The organism is Euzebya sp. (assembly GCF_964222135.1).
Lineage (GTDB): Bacteria > Actinomycetota > Nitriliruptoria > Euzebyales > Euzebyaceae > Euzebya.
The window spans coordinates 1-17546 of the sequence record NZ_CAXQBR010000087.1; the positions used below are offsets into that span (position 1 = coordinate 1).

19 protein-coding genes and 1 pseudogene are annotated in these 17546 nt (G+C 74.3%); 7 read left to right on the plus strand and 13 right to left on the minus strand.

The window, feature by feature from the left end; all coding sequences use genetic code 11:
- The 3 genes from ACEQ2X_RS19030 to ACEQ2X_RS19040 all read left to right on the plus strand — a co-directional run.
- The coding region (locus ACEQ2X_RS19030) for a carboxyl transferase domain-containing protein (protein ID WP_370327437.1) at positions 1–805 on the plus strand (805 nt) is incomplete at its 5' end.
- Positions 802–1353, plus strand: a complete 552-nt coding sequence (locus ACEQ2X_RS19035; RefSeq protein ID WP_370327438.1) for a hypothetical protein — start codon at positions 802–804, stop codon at positions 1351–1353. The genes ACEQ2X_RS19030 and ACEQ2X_RS19035, both read left to right, overlap by 4 nt.
- A gap of 123 nt (positions 1354–1476) precedes the next feature.
- On the plus strand, positions 1477–2445 hold the full coding sequence (locus tag ACEQ2X_RS19040) for an alpha/beta fold hydrolase (protein ID WP_370327439.1): 969 nt from the start codon (positions 1477–1479) through the stop codon (positions 2443–2445).
- Between the two features lie 93 nt (positions 2446–2538).
- Here ACEQ2X_RS19040 and ACEQ2X_RS19045 read toward each other — a convergent pair whose 3' ends face one another.
- Together ACEQ2X_RS19045 and pcrA are read right to left on the minus strand one after the other, a co-directional pair.
- Positions 2539–3582, minus strand: a complete 1044-nt coding sequence (locus ACEQ2X_RS19045) for a hypothetical protein (protein WP_370327440.1) — start codon at positions 3580–3582, stop codon at positions 2539–2541.
- 354 nt (positions 3583–3936) lie between these two features.
- Positions 3937–6186 (minus strand): DNA helicase PcrA, encoded by a 2250-nt coding sequence (gene pcrA / locus ACEQ2X_RS19050; RefSeq protein WP_370327441.1) that lies wholly within the window; start codon positions 6184–6186, stop codon positions 3937–3939.
- 150 nt (positions 6187–6336) lie between these two features.
- Here pcrA and ACEQ2X_RS19055 point away from each other — a divergent pair, with 150 nt between their 5' ends.
- Complete coding sequence (locus ACEQ2X_RS19055; protein WP_370327442.1) at positions 6337–6807, plus strand: DUF6069 family protein; 471 nt, start codon at positions 6337–6339, stop codon at positions 6805–6807.
- Between the two features lie 37 nt (positions 6808–6844).
- Here ACEQ2X_RS19055 and ACEQ2X_RS19060 read toward each other — a convergent pair whose 3' ends face one another.
- The 6 genes from ACEQ2X_RS19060 to ACEQ2X_RS19085 all read right to left on the minus strand — a co-directional run bounded on the left by ACEQ2X_RS19060 (position 6845) and on the right by ACEQ2X_RS19085 (position 10661).
- Entirely contained in the window at positions 6845–7201 is a 357-nt protein-coding gene (locus ACEQ2X_RS19060) for a hypothetical protein (protein WP_370327443.1), read from the minus strand.
- A 186-nt stretch (positions 7202–7387) separates the two neighbouring features.
- Entirely contained in the window at positions 7388–7711 is a 324-nt protein-coding gene (locus ACEQ2X_RS19065) for an AAA family ATPase (protein WP_370327457.1), read from the minus strand.
- Positions 7704–8036, minus strand: a complete 333-nt coding sequence (locus ACEQ2X_RS19070) for a hypothetical protein (protein WP_370327444.1) — start codon at positions 8034–8036, stop codon at positions 7704–7706. Before ACEQ2X_RS19070 ends, ACEQ2X_RS19065 begins: the two co-directional genes overlap by 8 nt.
- Positions 8033–8374 carry a PadR family transcriptional regulator gene (locus tag ACEQ2X_RS19075; RefSeq protein ID WP_370327445.1) on the minus strand — a complete coding sequence of 114 codons (342 nt, stop codon included), beginning with the start codon at positions 8372–8374 and terminating at the stop codon, positions 8033–8035. The genes ACEQ2X_RS19070 and ACEQ2X_RS19075 overlap by 4 nt, the downstream gene beginning before the upstream one ends.
- Positions 8375–8432: 58 nt before the next feature.
- Positions 8433–9650 carry a fumarylacetoacetase gene (gene fahA / locus ACEQ2X_RS19080; protein WP_370327446.1) on the minus strand — a complete coding sequence of 406 codons (1218 nt, stop codon included), beginning with the start codon at positions 9648–9650 and terminating at the stop codon, positions 8433–8435.
- A gap of 69 nt (positions 9651–9719) precedes the next feature.
- Complete coding sequence (locus tag ACEQ2X_RS19085; RefSeq protein WP_370327447.1) at positions 9720–10661, minus strand: hypothetical protein; 942 nt, start codon at positions 10659–10661, stop codon at positions 9720–9722.
- Between the two features lie 108 nt (positions 10662–10769).
- Between ACEQ2X_RS19085 and ACEQ2X_RS19090 the strand changes: the two genes are divergently transcribed.
- On the plus strand, positions 10770–11192 hold the full coding sequence (locus ACEQ2X_RS19090) for an OsmC family peroxiredoxin (protein ID WP_370327448.1): 423 nt from the start codon (positions 10770–10772) through the stop codon (positions 11190–11192).
- A 30-nt stretch (positions 11193–11222) separates the two neighbouring features.
- Here ACEQ2X_RS19090 and guaA read toward each other — a convergent pair whose 3' ends face one another.
- From guaA to ACEQ2X_RS19110, 4 genes are all read right to left on the minus strand, one after another.
- Positions 11223–12818 (minus strand): glutamine-hydrolyzing GMP synthase, encoded by a 1596-nt coding sequence (gene guaA / locus ACEQ2X_RS19095; protein WP_370327449.1) that lies wholly within the window; start codon positions 12816–12818, stop codon positions 11223–11225.
- A gap of 48 nt (positions 12819–12866) precedes the next feature.
- The gene (locus tag ACEQ2X_RS19100; protein WP_370327450.1) at positions 12867–14051 is read right to left on the minus strand and encodes a hypothetical protein; all 1185 of its coding nucleotides are present in this window, start codon (positions 14049–14051) and stop codon (positions 12867–12869) included.
- A gap of 305 nt (positions 14052–14356) precedes the next feature.
- Complete coding sequence (locus ACEQ2X_RS19105; protein ID WP_370327451.1) at positions 14357–15460, minus strand: GuaB3 family IMP dehydrogenase-related protein; 1104 nt, start codon at positions 15458–15460, stop codon at positions 14357–14359.
- 72 nt (positions 15461–15532) lie between these two features.
- Entirely contained in the window at positions 15533–16012 is a 480-nt protein-coding gene (locus ACEQ2X_RS19110; RefSeq protein WP_370327452.1) for a hypothetical protein, read from the minus strand.
- 172 nt (positions 16013–16184) lie between these two features.
- Here ACEQ2X_RS19110 and ACEQ2X_RS19115 point away from each other — a divergent pair, with 172 nt between their 5' ends.
- Positions 16185–16772, plus strand: a complete 588-nt coding sequence (locus tag ACEQ2X_RS19115) for a TetR/AcrR family transcriptional regulator (protein WP_370327453.1) — start codon at positions 16185–16187, stop codon at positions 16770–16772.
- Here ACEQ2X_RS19115 and ACEQ2X_RS19120 read toward each other — a convergent pair.
- The gene (locus ACEQ2X_RS19120; RefSeq protein WP_370327455.1) at positions 16741–17145 is read right to left on the minus strand and encodes an SCP2 sterol-binding domain-containing protein; all 405 of its coding nucleotides are present in this window, start codon (positions 17143–17145) and stop codon (positions 16741–16743) included. The two genes, ACEQ2X_RS19115 and ACEQ2X_RS19120, sit on opposite strands and share 32 nt — an antisense overlap.
- Positions 17146–17205: 60 nt before the next feature.
- Here ACEQ2X_RS19120 and ACEQ2X_RS19125 point away from each other — a divergent pair.
- A pseudogene (locus tag ACEQ2X_RS19125) lies at positions 17206–17546 on the plus strand (hypothetical protein); the annotation flags it as partial.

Consider the following 17546-nt stretch of genomic DNA (forward strand, 5'->3'; position numbering starts at 1 on the left):
AGGTGGACGGGCCTCCCGACACACCGGATGGGACGACGTCCCGCCGTTCGACGGATCGGCGTGGGAGGCGGTCGAGGCGGCCCGGGCCCCCGCCCGCCCCGGTGCGGACGCGATCCTCGAGGGACTCGACGGCCTGGTGCCGCTCGTCGGGGACCGCGCCGGGGGGTCGGACCCGCACACCACCGTGGCGCTGGCGCGGCTGGGCGGACGGCGGTTCGTGGTCGTGGCCCAGGACCACGGTCCGGTCGAGCCGGCCGGCTACCGCACCGCCCAGCGCGGGATGGCCCTGGCCGAGCGGCTGGGCATCCCGCTCGTCACGCTGATCGACACCCACGGGGCGGCGGTCGGCGCGGCAGCCGACGACGCCGGACAGGCCGGGGAGATCGCCCGCACGCTGCGCTGCCTGCTCGGCCTGGCGGTGCCGACGCTCGGCGTCGTCGTCGGCGAGGGCGGCTCCGGCGGGGCGATCGCCCTCGCGGCGGTGGACCTGCTCGCGGTGCAGCGCACGGCGACGTTCAGCGTGATCGCGCCCGAGGGTGCCGCCGCGATCCTCCACCGCGATCCGGACCGTGCCGCCGAGGTCGCTGATCGGCTGGGGCTGCGCAGCGCCGACCTGGTGCGGCTCGGCATCGCGGACCTCGTGGTCGACGACGACCCGGGTGGCACCCTGGCGGTGATCGACCGCTGGCTCGCCGACCCCGGCCGCGCCGACCCACCTGGCCGTCGTGCCCGCTGGCGGCGCGTCGCCGACGGGGACGAGCCGCCCCACGCGGACCGGCCCGCCCCGCAGATCCCTCCCCCATGACGCCCCCACCCTCCCCCTCCGCCCCGCCGCCGGCAGACGACGCCGAGTTCGGTCCCGGGGGCTACCTCCCCCAGCGGGCCGCCCAGCGCGCCCGCAAGATCGTCCTCCGCGAGCAGATGGGGGTGCACTGGCCGATCGCCGCGGTCGTGGCGGGTGTCCTGACCCTGGCGATCACGGTCCCGCTGGTGCTGAGCTCGACCGGTGCCCCCGACCCGCCGTTCGTCGACGCAGGTCCGCTGGCGGCGATCGACCCGGCCGGCGACGGGCTCGTCGACGTCGACGGCACCGAGGTCCTGGTCGTCCGGGGCGGCGGGGTCCTGCGGGCCTTCGCCGACCCGCCGGACGGGGCGCGCTGGTGCCCGACGTCCCGCCGGGTGGAAGCCCCCGACGGGCGCGTCTGGACCGCGCAGGGCCGGCTGATCGCCGGGGACGGCGAGTCGCTCCAGCCGGCGGCGGTGACCGCCTACGAGGGGGCCCTGTACATCGACCCGGCCGGGGGATCCGACGCGCTCCCGCCGAACCCGGGGACTCAGACGCCGGCCTGCTGAGGCGTGCGACGGCCGTCACCCGGGGTGACGGATTTGCTCACCTGCGGAGAACCCGCTTGTCTGGCGGGCGGACAGGGCATGATTGGAGGCACACTCCAGTTCAGTGCGACAGGAGCCCGTTGGATGACCCCCGCCCGCAGACGCGCAGGAGCCGAGGCCGAGTACGACGACCTCTCGCACCTGCGCCGCCAGGCGGGGATCGCGCTGCGCAGCCTGCTGCGCCCGGGGACCTACATCGGGACCGTCCGCGAGCTGGCCCTGACCGCGGTGCACGCGGCCGCCTACCCGATGGGCATGGCCCGTGACGCGAACCGCCGCTCGCGGCCGCTGCACGACTACGACGACCTCGACACCGTCGTCGCGGACCACGAGACCGCGCGGATGCCGGTCCTCCTGGTCCACGGCTGGATCCACAACCGCAGCGCGTTCCTCGGCATCAGCCGGGTGCTGCGCCGCCACGGGTTCCGCCACATCCACGCGTTCGACTACAACCCGCTGACCTACGACATCCCCGAGATCGCGGGGATGCTGGCCGCCGAGGTGGATCGCGTCCTGGCCGTCACCGGCGCGGAGAAGGTGCTGATCCTCGGCCACTCGATGGGCGGGGTGGTCGCCCGGTACTACGTGCAGCATCTGGGTGGCGACGCCCACGTCGACACCGTCGTCACCCTGGGTTCACCGCACCGCGGCACGTACGTCGCCTACCTCGGGTGGGGCCAGTCGGCGCCGCAGATGAAGCCGGGCAGCGCCCTGATGCGCAAGCTCGAGGAGACCGCCCGCCCGAGCGACGTCCGCTGGATCGCGGTGTACTCCGACCTCGACCTGCTGATCCTGCCGGCGGTCAACGCGAAGCTGATCCACCCGGCCCTGCGGGCGCACAACATCAAGGTCGCCGACCTCGGGCACCTGTCGCTGCTGCTGTCCGGCGAGGTCATGCGCGCCATCGTCACCCACCTCTCGGACCGCTCGCTGCACCGACCCGCGCCGCACGAGGACCTCGGCCCCACCGAGGAGGTCGTGTACCCGGCCACCGGGACCGACGGCGCCCGCGCGACCCTCCGCGCCGTCCCGCCCCTGACCGCGGAGGGCTGACCGCGGACCGGTCCGCGCGTGCCCGGTCCGGCGCGGATGTGCAGCCGCGCCACCCACGTGGCCGAGGTGCACATCGTGAGGGGTCCGGGGCGGTCAGGCAGCCGCGCGGTCGACCATCGCGTGGAAGTCGGTGCGCAGGAGGCCCGCGAAGCCCGCCCGGTCCTCGTCGACCAGATCGGTGTCGTAGCGGCTGGTGGCCCAGTCGATCACCCCGAGCGCGAGGTCGCGCCGACCGTCGCGACGGCGCATCGAGGGCGCCCGGTGGTGCGGGCCGTCGACCTCGATGTCCCACCGGATCTCCGGGACGGCGATGTCGGCCTCGGCGATGATCCGCCCGCCCGAGCGGATCGGCGTGGGCCGCATCGCGACCTCGAGCCCGAGCTCCCCGCCGATCTCCACGGCCATCTCGCGGACGAGTGCCTCGGTCCGCGAGTGGGAGAACCCGGGCCGCAGCAGCTCCGCCGCCCGGCGGAGCTGCCCAGGGACCCGTGGCGGGAGCTCGAACAGGACGGGCTCGTCGACCGCGCCCACCAGCTCGTCGACAGCCAGCCGTCGCCTGCGGTCGAGGTCGACAGCCAGGTCGCCGACCAGTTCCGCGGCCCGCGACCGCTTCCGCAGGACCCACGCGACGTCCCAGAGCATGCGGACCGGCGGCGCCAGCCGGAGCCTGTGGACCACCTCGACCTGGGCGGTGGGGACCAGGCTGCGGACCAGTCGGATCTCCCGGCGGGACTGGGTCCCGGGGTCGACCAGCAGCTGCGTCACCCGCGGGGGCGCGACGTCGCACCCGCGGAGCCACGCCGCCGACAGCCCGGTCACGAGCGCACTCGCGGCGGCCGCCCGGACCGCGGCGGGGATCACCGCGGTGCCCTCGGCGAGGGTCGCGGCCACGCGGTCGGGTCCGCTCAGGTCCGAGACCGCCAGCACGGCCGCCCAGATCCGACCGAGCGGCGACTCCGGCACGCCCCCCACCCGGTACACCCCGCGGTGGACCCGGATCCAGCCCCGCAGCTCGACCTGCAGCGACACCCACGAGCCGGACAGCCCGACGAGCCGGCACTGCCAGACCGCGACGTGTCCGGCCTGGCGGGACGCGATGGCGGCCACGACCGCCTGCGGTGAGGGGGAGGAGCCCATCCGGCGACGGTGACACGTCCGCGGCTGCCCCGCGAACGGGGGGTGTGGACAACTCCCGGACGCGGGCGGAGGTCCGCAGGCCAGGGACCGCCAGCCGACCACTCCACCGGCTCAGGATGTGCAGATCAGCCACCCAGATGGCCGAGGTGCACATCTTGCGTCAGCGGGCAGGTGACCGGACCCGTCCGACCCGCACGATGTGCAGATCAGCTACTCAGATGGCCGACGTGCACATCCTGGTCTGGGGGACGCGCGGGACGCACCGGCTGCGGAGGACGTGCGAGGCGCGCGGGCGTCGGCGACGAGACCGCGGACCGCGCCCGCGACCCGCTGACGCGGAGGGCCGGCCGCGGATCAGCCGCGGATGAGCGGGGCGTAGGCCAGGACGAGGCGCTTGGTGCCGAGGTCGTCGAAGTCGATGACGGCCTCCTCCTCCCCGGGGGAGCCGTGCAGCTCGACGATCTGTCCCGCGCCGAACCGGGTGTGGACCACCCGGTCGCCGGGGGTGAACTCGGGGCCGTCGTCGTCCTCCTCCTCCGCCGCCCAGCGCGAGCGGTGGTGCTGGGAGCGGACGCCGGCGAAGGACAGGGCCCGACGTGACGGCCCGCCGCGGTCGGACGACCGGTCGTCGACCAGCTCGGCGGGGATCTCAGCGAGGAACCGGCTGGGCGGGTTGGACTGGGACCCGCCGTACAGCGTCCGGGACCAGGCCGACGTCACGTACAGCCGGCGTTCGGCCCGGGTCATGCCGACGTAGCAGAGGCGCCGCTCCTCCTCGATCTCGTCCGGCTCGCTGAGCGTCCGGGCGTGCGGGAAGATCCCCTCCTCGAGCCCGACCAGGAACACCACCGGGTACTCGAGGCCCTTGGCGTTGTGGAGGGTCATCAGCGTGACCGGCTCGCCCGTCGAGGCGAGCTCGTCCTGCTCGTTGGTCAGGCTGACCCGCTCGAGGAACTCCGGGAGGGTCGCGTCGGGCTGCAGCGCCTGCAGGTCGTCCGCCACGCCCTCGAGCTCGGCCAGGTTCTCGAGCCGGCCCTCGGCCTCCGGCGACCGGTCGGCCTCGAGCTCGGCGCGGTAGCCGGAGACGTCGAGGACGCGTTCGAGGACCTCCCGCGGAGTCAGCTCCTCGGAGATCCACCCGGTCCGCAGCCGGTCGATGAGCGACACGAACCCCTCCACCGCCGCGACCGCGCGCGGTCCCAGGCCGTTGATGGCGCCAACCTGCCGGCACGCCTCCATGAGGCTGGTCCCGTTCCGCCCGGCGTGGGCGGCCAGCTCGGTGGCGCTCTTCTGCCCGATCCCCCGCCGGGGCACGTTCAGGATCCGCCCGACCGCCACGTCGTCGTCGGGGTTGACCAGCGCGACGAGGTAGGCCAGGGCGTCCTTGATCTCCTTGCGCTCGTAGAACCGGGTCGACCCGATGACCTGGTAGGGCATCTGGAGGCGGATGAGGACCTCCTCGAGCACCCGGGACTGCGCGTTCGTCCGGTAGAAGATGGCGCAGTCGCCGGCGGTCACGCCGTGGTCGGCGCCGAGCCGCCGGATCTCCTCGACGACGAACGCCGCCTCGTCGTGCTCGCTCTCGGCGGTGTAGCGGACGACCTGCTCGCCGGCGCCGGCCTCGGTCCACAGCTCCTTCGCCATCCGCTGGGTGTTGTGGGCGATCACCCCGTTGGCCGCGTCGAGGATCGTCTGGGTGGACCGGTAGTTGCGGTCGAGCACGATCCGCGTGGCGTCGGGGAAGTCCTGCTCGAAGTCGAGCAGGTTGCGGATGTCCGCCCCGCGGAACGCGTAGATCGACTGGTCGGAGTCGCCGACGACGCAGACGTTGCGGTGCTCGTCGGCGAGCAGGCGGACGAGCTCGTACTGCGCCCGGTTGGTGTCCTGCCACTCGTCGACCAGCACGTGGGCGAACTGGCGCCGGTAGCGCTCGAGGACGTCGTCGAACAGCTGGAAGATCTCGACGGTCTTGGTCAGCAGGTCGTCGAAGTCCATCGCGCTGGCGGCGTGGAGCCGCTCGACGTAGCCGCGGTAGACGTCGGCCACCTGGGACTCCCACCACGTGCCGGCCCGGGAGGCGTAGGTCTCGAAGTCGACCAGCTCGTTCTTGGCGCGGCTGATCTCGTGGTGCGCGGCGCGGACCGGCACCTTCTTCGTGTCGAGCCCGAGCCCCTTGACGACGTCGGCGATCACGCGGCCCGAGTCGGCGGTGTCGTAGATGCTGAAGTGCTTGGCGTAGCCGAGGAGCGGCGCCTCGCTGCGCAGGATCCGGGCACAGGCCGAGTGGAACGTCTGCACCCACATGCCACCCCAGCGCCGCCGCTGCGGACGGCCTTGGTCGTCCCGCTCGATTCCGACGAGGTCGTCGCCGACCAGCCGGCCGACGCGATCCTTCATCTCCCCCGCCGCCTTGTTCGTGAACGTGATGGCGAGGATCTCGTAGGGGTGCACGCCCTCGGCGATCAACCGGGCGATCCGGTGGGTCAGCACGCGGGTCTTCCCCGAGCCCGCGCCGGCCACGACGAGCAGGGGCCCGCCGTCGTGCAGCACCGCGTCGCGCTGCTGGGGGTTCAGGCTGTCCAGGGGCAGTGTGGTGATGCTCACGACCGACCGGAGTGTAGGCGGAGGGTCCGACACCGCCGGCGCTCGATCCACACACCCGATCCACGTGCGGGGCCGTTCGGACCGCCGCCGTCCAGCGGTTACCCTTCTGACGCCGCTCCCCGATCCCGCAGCCGACGAAAGCGACCCTCGATGGCCGGCGCCAGCCCCGTACAGACCCAGGAAGACCTCGTCCCGCCCGCCCCCGCAGCGATCGGGTACCGCCTGGCCGGCGTGGTGCTGGCGCCTGCGGTCGCCGTGGTCGTGCACCTGGTGCTGGCCGGCCCGGTCGGCCTGGACCTCCAGGTCCCCGAGACGCCGGGGTCCTCGACCCTCACCGAGCTGTCCCTGCTGACGACGTTCGGGGTGGCGCTGGTGCTCGCCCTGGCGGGGTGGGCGCTCGTGCGGGCGCTCGAGGCGTTCCTCGGCGGACCGCGCGGCCGTCGGCTGTGGACGACGATCGCGGTGGGCGTCGCGGTGCTGTCGCTGATCCCCGTCGCCCTGCTCGACATCGACGCGGGGGCGAAGCTCGGGCTGGTCGGCCTGCACCTCGCCGTCGCGCTGGTGCTGATCCCCAGCCTGGCGAACGGGACGCCGGCCGAGCCGCTGCACCGCGACACCTAGCTGCCGCGTCCGTCCCCCGCGCGGGCGCCGGGGAGGGTCAGCCCGGTCGTGCGCGCAGGCGTCCGCTCGCGAGGGCGGTGCCGACGGCGCAGACCTCGACGACCCCCAGGGCGTGGAGGAGGCCCGCCAGCAGCGAGGCCTCGTCCGCCCCGTCCACGGCCACCGTCCCGAGCTCGCGGGACGACCAGAACGGCAGGACCTTCGCGACCAGCCCGAACGGGTTGGTGACCGCCTGCAGACCGGCGAGCAGGAACAGGATGATGGTCCCCTCCATCTCCCGCGGGAAGGCGGTGCCGACGAAGGTCCCGACCGCCACGGCCACCGCGGCGGTCACCCCGAAGTCGAGGCCCACCAGGCCGAGGCTGCGCACGGGCCGGTCCAGTGCGACGATCACCCAGAGCGCCGCGCAGAGGCCGACGCCGAGCACCAGCAGCCCGGCGATCCGGCCGGCGACCAGGGTGCTGCCCCGCCACCCCGCCAGCTGCAGGCGCGGCTCGAGGTCGCGGACGGTGCAGGCGGCGTCGCACGACGCCTCGCAGCGCCATCTCCCCTGCGAGCGCCATCCTGTCTGCGTGCGGGCTCACGCGTGCACCGCCGCCAGCTCGACCACGCTCGTGGCCCGCTCGAGGACGTCCGGGGAGTGCGAGGACACGATCGCCGCCCGACCTTGCTCCCCCTGGGCCCACAGCAGCTCCGAGAAGCGGCGCATCCCGTCGGTGTCCATGCCCTGGTACGGCTCGTCCAGCAGCAGGACGTCGGGCTGGCCGAGCAGGGCGACGACGACGCTCAGCTTCTGGCGCGTCCCGCCGGACAGCTGCCCAGCGAGTCCCGCGCCACGGGCCGCCCCGCGACCGACCGCCCCGAACAGCGCGAAGTGCTCCTCGGGGGTCAGCCACTCACCGATCCCGCCGTGCTGGGGGACGTAGCCGACCCGTCCGGACCTCGACCGCGACGTCGGTCAGGACCGGCACCGACCCGAAGCGCTTGCCGACGCCCGACGCCCGGATCACCGGCACCCCGTCCGGGACGGCTCGACGACGACCGCCGCCGAGCGCATCGACCGACGACGCGGCGTAGCTCGCGGGTGGGCCGAAGTGGGCGAGCGCCGGCTCGTCCACGTGGGCGAGGAACCCCTCGGTCTCGACCACCACGGCCGCGCGGTGCGCGGCCGTGACGCCCCGGGCCTGCAGCCCGTGGTCGAGCGCGGCCAGCCACGACGCGTCCGTCATCGCCGCACCCCCTCCGCCAGCACGGTGCCGACCGCGTCGGCGAAGGCGGACCACCGCGCTGCGTGCTCGGCCAGGACCGCGCCGCCCTCCGCGGTCAGCACGTAGTACTTCCGGCCGGGACCGCCCTCGCCGGCCCGCCACTCCGACGTCAGCAGGCCCCGCGACTCGAGTCGCAGGAGGGCGGGGTACAGCGACCCGCCCGGCACGGTGCCCACGCCGGCCTCCTCGAGGCGCCCGGCCAGCTCGTAGCCGTACGCCTCCCCCCGTGCGAGGAGGGCCAGGAGGCACGGCTCGAGCACCCCGCGCAACCAGTTCCGCTGTAGATCGAGATCGTTCATACATAGACAGCCTATGTAGCTGCTCATGCGGGGGGCAAGCCCTGTCCGCCGGCACCGCTCAGCCCGCTGCCAGCACCGTCCCGATGACCTCGCCGAGCTGGAGGCGCCCACCCCCGAGCCCGCGGCAGTGCCCGGTGAGGGTGATCGTGTCGCCGTCGGCGAGGTAGGTCCGCTCCACGCCGGCGACGGTCAGGGGCACGGTCCCGCCCCACGTCGCCTCGAGCAGGCACCCCTCGGTCCCCCGCTCCGGTCCGGACACGGTGCCGGACCCGAACAGGTCACCCGGTCGGACGACCGCGCCGTTCACGCTGGCGTGGGCCAGCTGCTGGGGCATCGTCCAGTACATGTCGGCGAACGACGTGCGCGACACGACCTCCGGCGCCCGTGCCCCCGCGGGCTGCCAGGCGACCTCGAGCGTCAGGTCGAGGGCCCAGTCCCCCTCCACCCGCAGGTAGTCCACCACCGGCGGGTCCTGCGGGCGCGCGGGGACGCGGGCGGCCTCGAGCGCCGCCAGCGGCGTGATCCAGCCGGCGAGCGAGGTCGCGAAGGACTTGCCGAGGAACGGGCCCAGCGGCACGTACTCCCAGGACTGCAGGTCACGCGCCGACCAGTCGTTGAGCAGCGCGACGCCGAAGATCCGGTCGGGGGCTGCGGCCGTCGTGATCCGCTCCCCCAGCGCGGTGGACGGCCCGCCGGTGATGAACCCGACCTCGAGCTCGAGGTCGAGGGTGGTGGACGGTCCGACGGGCGGCACGTCACCGGGCGCGGACGGTCGCCGTTGCCCCACCGGTCGGCGGATCGGCGTGCCGGAGACGACGACGGTGCCGGAGCGCCCGTGGTAGCCGATCGGCATGTGCCGCCAGTTCGGCGTCAGCGGCTCCCCCTCCGGCCGGAAGATCCGACCGACGTTCGTGGCGTGGTGGATCGAGGAGTAGAAGTCGACGTAGTCACCGACCGTGACGGGCAGGGAGGGGGCGGGGACCTCGTCGAGGGGGAGCAGCGCCCCGTCGGGCGGTCGGGTGCCACCGTCGTCGGACAGCAGCGCGGTGACCCGTCGCCGCACCGCGACCCAGGTCGCCTGCCCCGCGGCGACCAGGCCGTCGAGGGTCGGCGCCTCGGCCCACCCGGCATCGTCGAGCAGCCCGGCACGGTGACAGGCGCGGAGGTCGAGGGCGTGGGCCCCGATCCGCACGACGGGGCGCGGGTCGCCGTCGAGGGCGATCACGCCGTAGGGCAGGTGGTCGAGGTCGTAGCCGGACCCTTGGGTGCCCGGCACCCACGACGATCCCGTCACGCCCGGCTCAGCCGCCACCCCTCACGCCCCACGCCCTCATGCCCCACGCCCTCATGCCTTCGCGCCCTCGGCGGTCAGGACCTCCAGGCGGTGCAGCGCGGCGATCTCGGCGCCGACGTCGGGCACGCCGACGCCGAGGAGGAAGTCGCGCCGGCACTCGGCGGTCGCGTCGCTCTCGATCACCTCGTCGCCGACGATCAGGGCGCCCGATCCCATGCGGACCTGCGCAGCCGGGGCCGCCAGCACCCCCTTGATCCGCGCGAGGGCGCTGCCCTTGTGGGCCATCACCGCCGCGGCCACGAGGTTCAGGTAGCCGTGGGCGGAGTCCTGGTCGTCCGCGCGCACCGGACCGGCCAGCCCGGGGCCCGCGGTGACGGGCACGCGCAGGTCCGCGCAGGCCTTCAGGAAGCCGGCGAGCTCCACGTCGCCGGGTGGGGGGACCGTCCCCGCCGCTCCCACCCGGGCTCGGGCGATCATCCGCCGGCCGCCGTCCGCCGCGGCGCCGATGGCGGTGAGCGTGCGGAGGACCTCGCCAGCGGGGCGGTCCCCGATCGGCACGTCGACCTCGACGGCGGTGGCCTGGGGGATCGCGGCGGCGGCGAGCGCCTCCACGACCGCGGCGACCTCCTCATCGGGCCGCTTGCCGACCACGGGGACCTCGATGGCGGTCAGCTCCACGCCGGGGGTCGCGGCCAGCGGGGCGAGGCGGATCAGGTCCTGCACCAGGGGCGCCCCGAACGCGGTGCCGCCGGCGCGGGACACCACCACGGCGAGGCGGAGCGCCACGCCGCCGGGCAGCGCGTCAGCCAGCGCGTCCGCATCCGCCGAGGCGATGACCAGCCGATCGCACAGCCAGCCGGCGTCGCCGCTGCGGACGTCCACGTGGGCGGCGAGCGCGCGATCGAGGGGCTGCCGGGTCGGCGGCAGGGTCGACGTGTCGTCGAACAGACCCGTCAGGGCCGCGTCGCGGGCGTCGAGGATCTCCTCAGCCATCGAGGGCACGGTACCCGATCGACGGCCGCGATCGGACGCGGCGGCGCGGGATAGGGTTCGGTCGACGACCGCGAAGGGGGCCGCCCGGCCCCGGAGGAGGATGTGCACATGGCCGCCACCGCCACCGCCCGCTGGGAGGGCAGCCTGGACGACGGCACGGGGCAGATGTCGACGGGGACGGGTCTCGAGGCCCCGTTCACCAAGGCATCGCGCTTCGCCGACGGCGAGGGTTCGAACCCCGAGGAGCTGATCGGCGCCGCGCACGCCGGCTGCTTCTCCATGTTCCTCTCGGCCCTGCTGAGCAAGGACGGCCACCCACCCACCTCGATCGAGACGACCGCCCGCGTGTCGATGGACATGTCCGGCGCCGCCCCGCGCATCAGCAGGATCGACCTGAAGACGACCGGTGAGGTGCCTGGCATCGACGCCGACACCTTCCAGGCGAAGGCCGAGGAGGCGAAGGAGGGCTGCCCGGTCTCCGCCGCGCTCGCGTCGGTGCCCACGATCACGCTCGAGGCGACGCTCGCCTGACGTGGTCGGCCACAGCGCCGCCGGGCACCCTCACTCCCACTCGATGGTCCCCGGCGGCTTCGACGTGATGTCGTAGGCCACCCGGTTGATCCCGGGGACCCCGTTGATGATCCGCGTCGAGATCCGCTCGAGGACGTCGTAGGGGATCCGGGCGAAGTCCGCGGTCATCGCGTCCTCGGACGTGACGGCACGGACGATGATCGGGTGGCCGTAGGTGCGCTCGTCGCCCTGCACGCCCACGGAGCGGATGGCCGGCAGGACCGCGAAGGACTGCCAGATCTCCCGCTCCAGCCCCGCGCGCTTCAGCTCGGCCAGCACGATCCGGTCCGCGGCGCGGAGCAGGTCCAGCCGCTCGGCGGTGATCTCGCCGATGATCCGGACCCCGAGACCGGGGCCGGGGAACGGCTGGCGCCAGACCATCTCCTCGGGCAGGCCCAGCTCCTCGCCCACCATCCGAACCTCGTCCTTGAACAGCCAGCGCAGCGGCTCGACCAGGTCGAAGGTCATGTCGTCGGGCAGGCCCCCGACGTTGTGGTGGCTCTTGATCGTCGCGGCGGTGCCGTGCCCGGACTCGATCAGGTCCGGGTACAGGGTCCCCTGGACCAGGAACTTCGCGTCGCCGGCGTGGGTGCGGGCGGCCTCCTCGAAGACCCGGATGAACTCCCGCCCGATGATCTTCCGCTTCTCCTCCGGCTCGGTGACGCCGGCCAGGGCGGACATGAACCGGTCCTTCGCGTCCACCACGACCAGGTGGGTGTCGAAGTGGTCGCCGAACGCCTCGCGGACCTGCTCGGCCTCGCCGTGGCGGAGCAGCCCGTGGTCCACGAACACGCAGGTGAGGTTGTCGCACACCGCGCGGTGGACCAGCGCCGCGGCCACCGCGGAGTCGACGCCGCCTGACAGGCCGCACAGCACCCGGGCGTCACCGACCTGGGCGCGGACGGCGGCGACTGACTCCTCGATCACGTTGAACGCGGTCCAGGAGGGTCGGGCGCCCGCGGCGTGCAGGAACGACTTGATGACCGCCTGGCCGTGCGGGGTGTGGGACACCTCGGGGTGGTACTGGACGCTGAACAGCCGCGCACCGGTGTGCTCCATCGCGGCGATCTGGCGCCCGTCGGCGGTCCGGGCGACCACGTCGAACCCGTCGGGGGCGACGGTCACGGCGTCGTTGTGGGACATCCACACGATCTGCTCACCCGGCTGGTCGGCGAGGAGCGTGGAGGAGGGGTCCGCCTGCAGCTCGGTGCGGCCGAACTCCGGGGCGTCGGTCTTCGCGACCGTGCCACCGAGCTGGGTGGCCATGACCTGGTGGCCGTAGCAGATCCCGAGGACCGGGATGCCGAGCTCCAGCAGACCCGGGTCGGGGCGGGGCGCCCCCGCGACGTGGACCGACTTCGGCCCGCCGGACAGGATGATGGCCCTCGGCTGGCGCTCGGCGACCTCTGCGGCGGAGATGTCGTGGGGGACGATCTCCGAGTAGACGTGGGCGTCGCGCACCCGCCGCGCGATGACCTGGGCGTACTGGGCGCCGAAGTCGAGGACGAGGACGGTGTCGTGCCGAGGAGCACGCGGGTCGATGGAGTGCTGAGGGGCACGCGGGTCGAGGGAGTCCTGGCCAGCCATGCGGCCAGTCTCGCAGGCTCCGCCGGATCGGCGAGCGCCCTCCGCCCGTCAGCCCGCGTCCGGCGGTGCCGCCGCCAGGCAGCGGGCCCGGACGGCCAACGCCTCGCGGACGTCCGCCACGACGTCGTCGATGAACTCCGCGCGCCAGGTCTCGTCGGTCGACGCGCTGACGGTGAACTGCAGGCCGGTGAAGGCGGCGATGAAGCTGGCGACGCGCACCAGCTCGGTCGTCAGCACGACCGGCGTGTCCCACAGGGTCAGGCGGGCGAGCGCGGTCACCTCCTCCGCGGTCGTCCAGGTCAGGATCGTGCCCTCCCGGATCGCGATCAGCCCGAAGGCGACGAAGAACGCGCCGATCAGCGCGCTGACCAGCAGGATCTGCACGCCCTGCGCGACGACCAGCAGCAAGCCGACGTTCAGGCGGTCGGGGCGGCTGAGGGGCGGGACGTCCGCGAGCGGCCGTGACGGCGCGTCGCCGAGCGCGACCGCCGGCGAGCGGGCGATCAGCCCCTCGACCTGCGCCCAGGTGTCGAAGGTCGCGATGTCCGCGGTCTGCCGCGGCAGGCGGAGCAGGAAGAAGATCAGGCCGGCCCCGACGAACAGCACGATGGTCGCGGTGAACGTGGCGGTCGTGAAGTCGCCGGCGACCTGCCACAGCTCGGCGTTGACGAACAGGAAGGTGCTGAACAGGAGCAGCATCGGCAGCGCGCGGGCGGCCAGACGGCCGACGGCCGCGAGGTGGCGCCCGGTCTGCGCGAGTGCCCAGCGCAGCATGTGGAGGATGCCGTAGCTGGCCACGAAGTAGACGACGGCGAGGGTGACGGCGTTGCCGAGGATCGCCACGGCGGCGCTGGCCAGGTCACCGCCGAAGACGACCGGCAGCAGGGCGGGGAGCATCAGGAACGTGGCGATCTCGCCGTTGCCCACCCGGCGCGGGAGCGCGAGGGTCGCGCGGCCCTGCAGCCGGTTCAGCAACCCGTATGCCCCGAGGAGCAGCACGCCCCCGCCCACGACCGCCGCGACGTTCGCCCAGAGGGGCCAGTCCAGGTTGAGGGCGAGCAGCACCTCGAAGGTGAAGACCAGAGCGAGGAACGGCACCACCCGCGTCAGCACGTCCTCCCGGGCGGAGTAGCCGGCGATGAGGTGCGGGAGGCCGCGACGGGTCAGCCAGCGCTCGACCTCAGCCCTCGTCCGCGGGTCGAGGGCCGCCGCCGGCCCCGCCGTCGTGGTCACCGGCGAAGGGTACTCGCCGCCGCCCCGTCGCGGCGGTGGTGGCCCGCCAGCGACCCGTGGGCGCCTCGCGCGCCGGCGAGGGCGCGTCGCGCACCCGCGATCGACCCACGGGCGCGAAACGGCACCCCACGGGCACCCAGCGCACCCGCCATCGACCCACGGGCGCGAAACGGGCCCAGCCACCGACCCACACGCCCCGCCATCGACCCCCGGGCGCCTCGCAGGCCGACCACGACCCCCCGCGCACCCGCCATCGACCCGCGGGTGCCTCGCGGGCCCGCCTGACCGCGGGCCGGCGGCCTCGATCAGCTCGGCGGCCCGACCGTGACGTCCGCGCGCTGGAGCTGGGTGACGTCCTCGCAGCCGCACAGCGCCATCGTGCGGGCCAGCGCGCCGAACAGGTTCGTGGTGCCCTCCCCGTCCCTGCCGGGGCCGACCAGCACCTCCTCGAGGGTCCCGACCGGCGCGACGTCGACGCGGCGACCGCGCGGGAGGGTCGCGTGGCCGGCGGACACCGTCCAGTGCGCACCGCGGCCGGGCGCGTCGCTGGCGCGCGCGAGCGGCTCGTCCAACATGACCGCGTCGGCCCCCACCGCGATGGCCTTCGCGACGTCCCCGCCGGTGCGCATGCCGCCCGCGGCGATGATCTGGACGTCCCGGCGGGTCTCCTCCAGGTGGCGGGACCGCGCGCTGGCGGCATCCGCGATCGCGGTGGCCTGCCCGACGCCCAGGCCGAGCACCCCGCGGGAGCCCTCGGTGCCGGTCCCCACCAGCACGCCGGCCGCGCCGGTCCGCATCAGGTGCAGCGCCGAGGCGTAGCTGGCGCACCCGCCGACGACGACCGGGATGTCGTAGCGCGCGATGAAGTCCTTGAGGTTGAGGGGGTCGGTCCTGCTCGAGACGTGCTCGGCGGACACCACCGTCCCCCCGATCACCAGGACGTCCAGCCCGGCCTCGAGGGCGACGGCGTGCAGCCGCTCGACGGACTGGGGGGTCAGGGACCCCGCGGTGATGCCACCGGCCTCGCGCATCTCGGCGATGCGCGCGCCGATCAGGTCGGGGTCGACCGGGTGGGCGTAGAGCTCCTGCAGCCGCGCGGTGGCCCCCGCCGGGTCCAGCTCGGCGATCTCGGCGAGCACCGGCTCGGGGTCGTCGTAGCGGGTCCACAGACCTTCGAGGTCGAGGACCCCGAGCCCGCCCAGCCGCGCCACCTCGATCGCCGTGGCCGGCGAGGTCACGCTGTCGGAGGGGGCGCTCATCAGCGGCAGCTCGAAGCGGTAGGCGTCGAGCTGCCACGCCGTGGAGACGTCCTCGGGATCGCGGGTCCGCCGCGACGGGACGATCGCGATCTCGTCCAGGTCGTAGGCCCGCCGGCCGGTCTTGCCGTGGCCGATGTCCACGACGGTCATGTCAACTCCTCCTGCTCGCCGGCATGACGACGCCCCGGCCGAGGGCCGGGGCGGGTCGGTTCCGGTCGGGGATCAGGCGCGGCGGCGGGCGGCGCCGACGGCCAGTGCGCCACCGCCGAGGCCCACGAGGGCGAGCAGCGCCAGCGGGCCGGCCGCGATGCCGGTGTCGGCGAGGACCTCGGGCTCGGGCTCCTCGCTGGGCTGGTCCTGCTGGGTCTCGATCTCGACGCAGTCCTCGGGCAGCGCGGTCTCGGGCAGCCGGCCGTCGTCGATGGCCGACTCGATCTCGTCGCAGGTGCAGACCGACGGGAGGTCGCCGGCGTCGATGGTGCCGTCGCCGTTGGTGTCGAGCCCGGGGCTGTCCTCGGCGGAGGTGCCCTCCTCGATCGCCGCGATGATGTCCTCGCAGGTGATCTCGGTCTCACACCCGCCCGGGGGGACCGGGTAGCACTCCTCGCCGTCCTGGGCGAACGACACACCGGCGAGCGTGGTGAAGGTCAGCAGCAGCACCGTGAGACCCAGGAAGGCCCCGCGGCGAACGGTGGTGGTCATGTCGTGTGGTCTCCGGCAGATCTGCCCCGTCGCGGGCGCGCGGCACGCGTGGCCAAGTGGATGTGGCCAGGGTGGGACAGTAGGTCGCGGTGCACGGCCCGTCAACTCCCCGAGAAGCCGCTGCGACCCCGCGTCACGCCCAGGTGGCGCGGGGTGTCTAGCCTCGGCGGGGATGTCGGACGCCGCGGGTGACACGGGGACCCAGATCCTGGACGCGACCCTCGAGGTGCTGGCCGACGTCGGCCTCGCGCGCCTGGGGCTCGAGGACGTGGCCGTGCGGGCGGGGGTCAGCCGCCAGACGGTGTACCGCTGGTTCGGCAACCGCCGAGGCCTGGTCGCGGCGACCGTCCTGCGCGAGGAGCAGCGGTTGCTGGCCGAGGTCACCGCGACCGCCGCCGCCCACGACGGCCTCACCGAGGCGCTGACCGCGGCGCTCACCGCGCTCCTCACCTGGACCCGCGAGCACCCGCTGCTCGGCCGGCTCCTGGCGGAGGAGGCCGACCTGCTGCTCCCCCCCCTCGCCAGCGGTGACGCCACGGTCCTCGCCGTCGGGCGAGCGGCGATCATCGAGGTCCTCGCCGACCGGCTCGGCGGGGGCGCGGACCCGACCACGGCCGCGGACGTGCTCGCGCGCGTGATGCTCTCCTACGCCATCGACCCGCCGACGGACCCGCCGGAGGTCGTCGCGGCCGCCATCGCCCACCTGCTCGTCCACGGCATCGGCGCGGTCAGTGGGGGTAGCGGGTCGGCACCTGCTTGAGGCAGTCGAGCAGCGGCTTCGCGTCCTGCAGGCGGCTGCGGACGGCGGACAGGTCGCCGTCGATCTTGATCTTCCGCATCAGGAACGACATGACGAAGTCGGCGCGGCCGGTCAGCAGCCCCCGCCAGCGGGGGTAGTCCGCGGTCACGGCGAGGTCCGCCGCGTCACCGGTCGCCTCCTCGGCGGCGAACGTCGAGGGAGGCGCGACGACCAGGTCGTAGGACGCCGGCCCCTCGAAGCCGCCGCCGGAGGTGATCGTGAAGCGGTACCGGCCCTCGAGCCCGCGGGACAGCGCCTCGGCGTCGGGGTGCGCGGCCACGGCGTCGGCGTAGGCCTCCATCCACTCGATGCTCGGGAAGGGGTGCTCGCTCATGTGCCCCGACGCTAGTGCATGCGGCACGTCGTCGGAGGCGGCGGTGGCATGATGACCGCCATGCCCCCCGCCGAGCGGCGTCGCCTCCCGAGGATCGCGCTCGTCGTCCCCACGGTCGAGCTGGGGCAGTACTGGCAGCCGGTGCTCGACGAGTTCGCCGCCCGGACCGACGAGGTGCGGCTGATGACGGCCCTGGCGTGGCGGGGCACGACCGCGGCGGACCTGTGGCCGCACGGGCACGTGCAGGTGGTGGGCCGCAAGCGGCGGGTCGGCGACGACGGCTCGGGGTCGGACTACGGGGGCGGCGTGATGGCCCTCTCCCCCCGCATCGTCCCCGCGCTCCTGCGCGCGCGGCCGGACGCGGTGATCGTCAGCAGATCGGAAGAGCGTCGTGGAGGGAA

Bases quoted from the DNA above. Each gene is read 5' to 3' on its own strand.
- ACEQ2X_RS19035 (WP_370327438.1), top strand. From the start codon at position 802: ATGACGCCCCCACCCTCCCCCTCCGCCCCGCCGCCGGCAGACGACGCC.
- ACEQ2X_RS19040 (WP_370327439.1), top strand. From the start codon at position 1,477: ATGACCCCCGCCCGCAGACGCGCAGGAGCCGAGGCCGAGTACGACGAC.
- ACEQ2X_RS19045 (WP_370327440.1), bottom strand. From the start codon at position 3,582: ATGGGCTCCTCCCCCTCACCGCAGGCGGTCGTGGCCGCCATCGCGTCC.
- ACEQ2X_RS19055 (WP_370327442.1), top strand. From the start codon at position 6,337: ATGGCCGGCGCCAGCCCCGTACAGACCCAGGAAGACCTCGTCCCGCCC.
- ACEQ2X_RS19070 (WP_370327444.1), bottom strand. From the start codon at position 8,036: ATGACGGACGCGTCGTGGCTGGCCGCGCTCGACCACGGGCTGCAGGCC.
- ACEQ2X_RS19075 (WP_370327445.1), bottom strand. From the start codon at position 8,374: ATGAACGATCTCGATCTACAGCGGAACTGGTTGCGCGGGGTGCTCGAG.
- ACEQ2X_RS19085 (WP_370327447.1), bottom strand. From the start codon at position 10,661: ATGGCTGAGGAGATCCTCGACGCCCGCGACGCGGCCCTGACGGGTCTG.
- ACEQ2X_RS19090 (WP_370327448.1), top strand. From the start codon at position 10,770: ATGGCCGCCACCGCCACCGCCCGCTGGGAGGGCAGCCTGGACGACGGC.
- guaA (WP_370327449.1), bottom strand. From the start codon at position 12,818: ATGGCTGGCCAGGACTCCCTCGACCCGCGTGCCCCTCAGCACTCCATC.
- ACEQ2X_RS19105 (WP_370327451.1), bottom strand. From the start codon at position 15,460: ATGACCGTCGTGGACATCGGCCACGGCAAGACCGGCCGGCGGGCCTAC.
- ACEQ2X_RS19110 (WP_370327452.1), bottom strand. From the start codon at position 16,012: ATGACCACCACCGTTCGCCGCGGGGCCTTCCTGGGTCTCACGGTGCTG.
- ACEQ2X_RS19115 (WP_370327453.1), top strand. From the start codon at position 16,185: ATGTCGGACGCCGCGGGTGACACGGGGACCCAGATCCTGGACGCGACC.
- ACEQ2X_RS19120 (WP_370327455.1), bottom strand. From the start codon at position 17,145: ATGAGCGAGCACCCCTTCCCGAGCATCGAGTGGATGGAGGCCTACGCC.